4 protein-coding genes are annotated in these 5,513 nt (G+C 36.6%); 3 read left to right on the forward strand and 1 reads right to left on the reverse strand.

Translation table 11 applies throughout. The features are described from left to right. Positions 1-220 precede the first annotated feature (220 nt). On the forward strand, positions 221-436 hold the full coding sequence (locus tag D5R40_RS29950) for a thioesterase domain-containing protein (protein WP_124155648.1): 216 nt from the start codon (positions 221-223) through the stop codon (positions 434-436). Between the two features lie 4 nt (positions 437-440). Further along, entirely contained in the window at positions 441-929 is a 489-nt protein-coding gene (locus D5R40_RS29955) for a TerB family tellurite resistance protein (protein ID WP_124155649.1), read from the forward strand. 265 nt (positions 930-1,194) lie between these two features. Here D5R40_RS29955 and D5R40_RS29960 read toward each other — a convergent pair whose 3' ends face one another. Then, positions 1,195-2,928, reverse strand: coding sequence for an alpha/beta hydrolase (locus D5R40_RS29960; RefSeq protein ID WP_161565107.1), 1,734 nt, complete (start codon positions 2,926-2,928; stop codon positions 1,195-1,197). A gap of 878 nt (positions 2,929-3,806) precedes the next feature. Between D5R40_RS29960 and D5R40_RS29965 the strand changes: the two genes are divergently transcribed. Beyond that, positions 3,807-4,784 carry a LysR family transcriptional regulator gene (locus D5R40_RS29965; protein WP_124146768.1) on the forward strand — a complete coding sequence of 326 codons (978 nt, stop codon included), beginning with the start codon at positions 3,807-3,809 and terminating at the stop codon, positions 4,782-4,784. Positions 4,785-5,513: the final 729 nt, after the last annotated feature.

Below are 5,513 nucleotides of genomic sequence, written 5' to 3' on the forward strand. Positions count from 1 at the left end.
CAAAAAAAGGCTAAAACCTTTATCTGTAAATACTTTTAGATTTAATCAGCAAGCCCTAATTATATAAAATATTATTGTCAGTATTTAATAAGTAGTCAGAAAAATTACACTCTCAAAAATCTTGCGGACAATCTGGAAAAAGTTGGCCACGATGAAATTAACCGTTATTTGAACAATGTTGAAACACGGGAAAGAAATTTTGTGGCGTTGCTGAGTGGTAATGATTTTTAGATTAAGTATCAACGCAAAACATAAGTTTTTCAATTTTACCTTCAGCTACTTACCATTACATTTCAGCAACGCCCAGTTTGCTGATGGAGCAGTAGAGCTTGATTTTGTTCCTGGTAACCATGTTACGATGATGCGAGAGCCAAATGTTCCGGTTTTAGCTGAAAAGCTGAGAGCTTGCCTGGCAAGAGTAAATGATAAAGGGTGACACAATGACTACTGCAACAAGTTATAAACAGACGCCATATGGCAAGAGGATGTATAACGTCACTAGACCTATCAATACTGATGTAGCGAGAAACTATCTGAAAGTAATAGTGGCGATCGCTAGTGCTGATGGTGAGTTAGCACAGAAAGAATTAGATTGGTTTCTGGAAGAACAGCAGCTGCTGGGAACACCATCTGACCTGATCGAAGAAAATGTCCTAAATTTCGATGGAAAAAATGCGGACATCGAAGAGCTATTGGGCGGTATGCATTATGATTTTTCTCTAAATTTTCGCTGTTGTATGTTGTACCAAGCGATCAAAATGAGCCGTGCCGATGGAGTGTATCACGAGAAGGAAAAAGCCGCTGTTGCTCGAGCCGCGCAACTGTTAGGAATTGAACAAAAAGTACTTGTTAGTATTGAGTCTTTGGTAGAAATAGAAGAGTCGGCAGCTCGGCTACGATTTGCGATCTTTGAAACTGACGTTGAATAGTTTAGCGTACTAGGTTAACATCTCCCCCGGTGAAACAGGGGGGCAAAAGAAAGTTTTGTGTAAGCATTTAGCTTTCAGCTTTCAGTCATCAGTTTATGCGCTTTTAGCTGACGGCTGACTGCTTACAGTTTTGTTCCCTGGGGGGCTAGGGGCAATGATGAATGACTACCTCTTCTACAACTTCCCTAAATCCTAACTCTTAACTCTTAACTATTGCCTACTGCCTACTCCCTACCCTAACAAAAAGACTTTCTATATGCAAACCCTAATTAGTATTACTAAATCGTTTGGAAAAATTGTCGATCGCCTGTTGTAGATCGTCTTCTGTGAGAGACTGTAATACACCGAAAGTAAATGGTTGTTGATTAATATATTGTAGATAAGACCCACTTAGATATGGTAATGATTGAGATTGATTTATCAGATAAGCTTGAAAAAAGGCTAAACCTAGTACCTGGATAAAAGGATAAGCTAAAGTAGGATCGGGACCAATTAATTTGATTGGTAGTTCTATAGAAACTTCCTCTTCTTCTTCTACAGCAATAAACGAAAAGTGAGTTGCTGGTTCACTAATAACTAAATATTTATCTGTAGTAGTTAAGCTAATGAATGGATAAATTTGCTCTGGAATTGGTGGAGCAAAAATATCTCTAGTACTAGCAACAATCATCAAGGGTATTGCAATTTTACTAATTTTTTCAGGTCCAAATACACCACTACTAATTGGATTTATTGCAATAGCTGCTGTGATACGTTCATCTCGTAAATTTTCGGTTATTTCTGCTGGTAAATTACTCGTTTGACACTGTAATAATAGAGATAAATTAAAGATAAATTTAGTATCTTCAGATTGGCAATCTTTTCGTAGATCTTCTAGGTCTAGGGGAGCACCTGCAAGACTTAAAGCAGTATAACCGCCAAAAGATTGACCTACTATTCCCACTTGTTTAAAATTTAGCTGACCTCGCCAGATTGGATCGGAGTTTATTTTTGCCTCTAATTCATCCAGTAAATATTTAATATCTAGTGGGCGATTAATAAATTCCATTCCATCTACAGGTCTGCTAAAACCTGCAAAGATATTTTCAAGTTTTTCTGCATTTGAACCAATATGTTCTGGTACTATTACTGCAAAACCATGAGATGCTAAATGTTCGGCAAGATAGGCAAAGCTATTTAGGTCTGAACCTAAACCATGGGAAATAACTATTACAGGAATTAATTTATTTCCAGAACTTTTTGGCAGATAAATATTTGCTGGAGAAGAGCGGTCGCGATTAGGATTTCTAAAGGTAATAGATTGTTTTTCCCATCTTATATTTCCTGGTTGTCTTAAATCTGGAAAATTATTAAAATCAATTTTATTCTCACTAAGCGATCGTTCTTGAGCTTGATTTTGTAGCTCTATTACAATCAAGCGTTCTTCTACAAATCTTTCGATTAATTCTTCAGTTAAATTGATACCTTCTTCAAGTTCTATTAACAAATCTCCAGGAAAATTTTTCAACACATTAATAATAGTCAAACCATCTGGTTCTGCAAGAGCTAACTGAAAAGCTGTTTGGAGAGCTGCACTCCCATTTTTATTTTCTCCAGTTTTCAGGATTTTACCTAATCTTTTCAGAACTTCTTGTCCTGCTGGTTCTTCCATAAATGTGTTGACAATAGTAGGATTAACATCAAAACGGTTTTGAAAAAGTTCTCTTAGTTCTTGTTTTTGTTTTTTCAGAACTGTCTGTATTTCTTTTGTTTCTTCTGTTGTGAGCAGCTCAGAATAAAAGGTAAATTCTTTGCTAAATTCTCCTTCTTTAGCAAACCTTTCGATAGATTCAATTGGTATTTTTAGTTGAAAAGGTGGCAAAGAAACTACGATTGGATCTGTAATGTCGAGAGCAGGAATAGAAATTATAAGATTTTCGGCAGCAGAGGCAGAAATAGTGGTAAAAATAGGTGATAATATAGTTAATCCAGCAATCAATATCGAGTTCTTTTTAAACATTTTTAACAAAGCTGATTTATGTTTTAAATTACAGATTTTTATCTGCTGTAATTGAGCTATCTTAACGCCTAAAAAAATGAGGCTATTCCTAGAAATATACTGTGATTTTAACCAATAAAATACCATAAATAACTCCTATTAAATCCAAGTATTATATTGTGCCATAAAATCTCATTTTGATCTATAATGCAGTAATTAAAAGAGAGAAATAGGCAGATATATCCACAAGCATTATTTTTTTAACTAGTATAATATAATAGGAATAAAAACTATTATTATTCTACAGAAAAAAGAAAAGCCTGTAGTTAGAGGTCTGATTCTTACAGTGCTAAAGTGCAACTACAAACAAAGATTTTTTTTGCAGGATTTTTCAAACCAAAAATATAATCAAATATGATAAAATCTAACATTCTTACCACTGTTACCTAATACCATTTCTAAATAGTAAGTGGTTGTGCAAAATTAATTACACATTTATACAAATTGAATTCTTGAACTTCTAAAGAGCGCAGAGAATTGGGATAGGTAAATAATTTTGCTTAGGTACTTAATGCTATATTTGATTACCATCTCCCCATGTCCCCATCTCCCTACCTCCCCATTAGTAAGAGGTCGTTTGTAAAGAATTATGAAGTGTTTTTACCCCTGGCAAATTGGGTATTTCAGCCTATAAATCTGGGATAAATAACCAAGTTGTTACAGTTTAAAGGTCAATCATTGTATACTACAAAACTTTACAAACAGTCTCTAAAGATATATAGCAAACTTTTTGAGATTTGGTATAATTCATTTTGAGAAGGTGTATCCTAGTCTACTAAATGAAAAAAATAAATCTGCTATAATCAAAGGCTGGTAAATAATAGTTGAATCAAAACTCTATGCGGTTAGAGCAGTTGCAAGCATTTCTTTGTGTTGCAGAAACAGGTAGCTTTCAACAAGCAGCGCGAATATGTAACGTCACTCAATCAACAGTTAGCCGACAAGTGCAAGCTCTAGAAAATCAAGTGGGTACTCCCCTATTTCACCGTAGCAGTCAAGCCAAACTCACTCTAGCAGGAGAATGCTTATGGCCTTACGCTAAGAAAATTTGTCAAGCTTGGGAAAGTGCTACCCAAGAAATAACAGAAATGCTTGCCGGAAAACAACCAGAACTTTGTGTTGCAGCTATTCACTCTGTTTGTGCTGCTTACCTCCCTCCAGTTTTGCAAAGATTTTGTCGCCACTATCCAGAAGTAAAATTGCGGGTAACTGCTCTAGGAAGCGATCGCACTTTGAAAGTTCTCAAAGACGGTCTAGTAGATATAGCAATAGTAATGAATAACCGCTTATTTACTACCAGTCCAGAAATGGTAGTAGATGTTCTCTACACTGAACCGATAGAAGTATTAATGGCAGCTAACCATCCCCTCACAAAATACGAACAAATTCCCTGGACTGAACTTATTCGCTATCCTCAAGTAGTTTTCAAAGATGGCTACGGAATGCAAAGATTAGTTAAAGAGCAATTTGAGCGACTAGGGGCAAAACTCAATGCAGCATTAGAACTAAATACCCTCGATGCTTTCCGAGGAGTAGTACGACAAGGAAATTTAATTGCTCTGCTACCTCATTCAGCTTTAATAGATGTTAAACTCGACCCCACTCTTGCCATAAAAACAATAGGAGTAACTCCGAGTACTTCTAAGGTATCATCAATAAGAGATTCTGTTTGGAGTCGTGAGGTGGTGGTGGTGACAACTAGCGATCGGATACAAATTCCTCCGATAGAATATTTCTGGGAGCTAGTAAAAGAATTAATTCCACAGCAAATTAATCAAACCACAGTGTTGAAGAAGTCAGTAGTCAGGAGTCAGTAGTCAGGAGAATGTTAGAGCTGGGGTTTAAATCTTAACTTTAGCATTAGACATCTCCTCCAAAAGAGGGAACAAGGGATAGGTAATATCATGTTCGGTTGAATACTTATAATATCTGTAGACCAAAGGCAGAAGGCAGAGGGCAGCTATGCTGAAGGAAAAGAGCAAGGTTAGAAGGCAGAAGGTTCATTATAACTGACCCGTCCGTTAGCGTAGCTCCCCCGGAGGGGAACATGATATAACAAGGAGAAATAATTGATAATTTATGGATAAGAATTGATTTTATTTTGAATTTTCACGTCAATGTCTATTGACATTACGGGTGACAGTGGAGTATGGCACTACGCAAATAGGGCGCGGACATTTATAAATGCGGATGCGACCCCGCGACGACGACGGCTCGCTTGCGGAATGCTGACTCCTGTGAGGGAACGCGCACCAAGCAGCTCAAAGTTAGTCAGGGATTACTTTTGACTTTTGACTTTTGACTTGCGCGTAGCGCTATATTACAGCACTTTTTAGGAAGCGTGAGGTACAGTTTTAAGGTTAATCTTTTTTTCCTACTCCCTACTCCCTACTTGCTACTCCCTAAAGTCCTAAAATTTTGTACCCGATCAACTCCAAAACTGCTGTAAACTAACTAAACAAAATCAAAAAATAAATACCTAATTAACCAGAGAGAAAAATTAAATGAGCGATCGCTTTCGAGAATTACTCAGAACCATTGGTAGT

This window comes from Okeania hirsuta (assembly GCF_003838195.1).
GTDB lineage: Bacteria > Cyanobacteriota > Cyanobacteriia > Cyanobacteriales > Microcoleaceae > Okeania > Okeania hirsuta.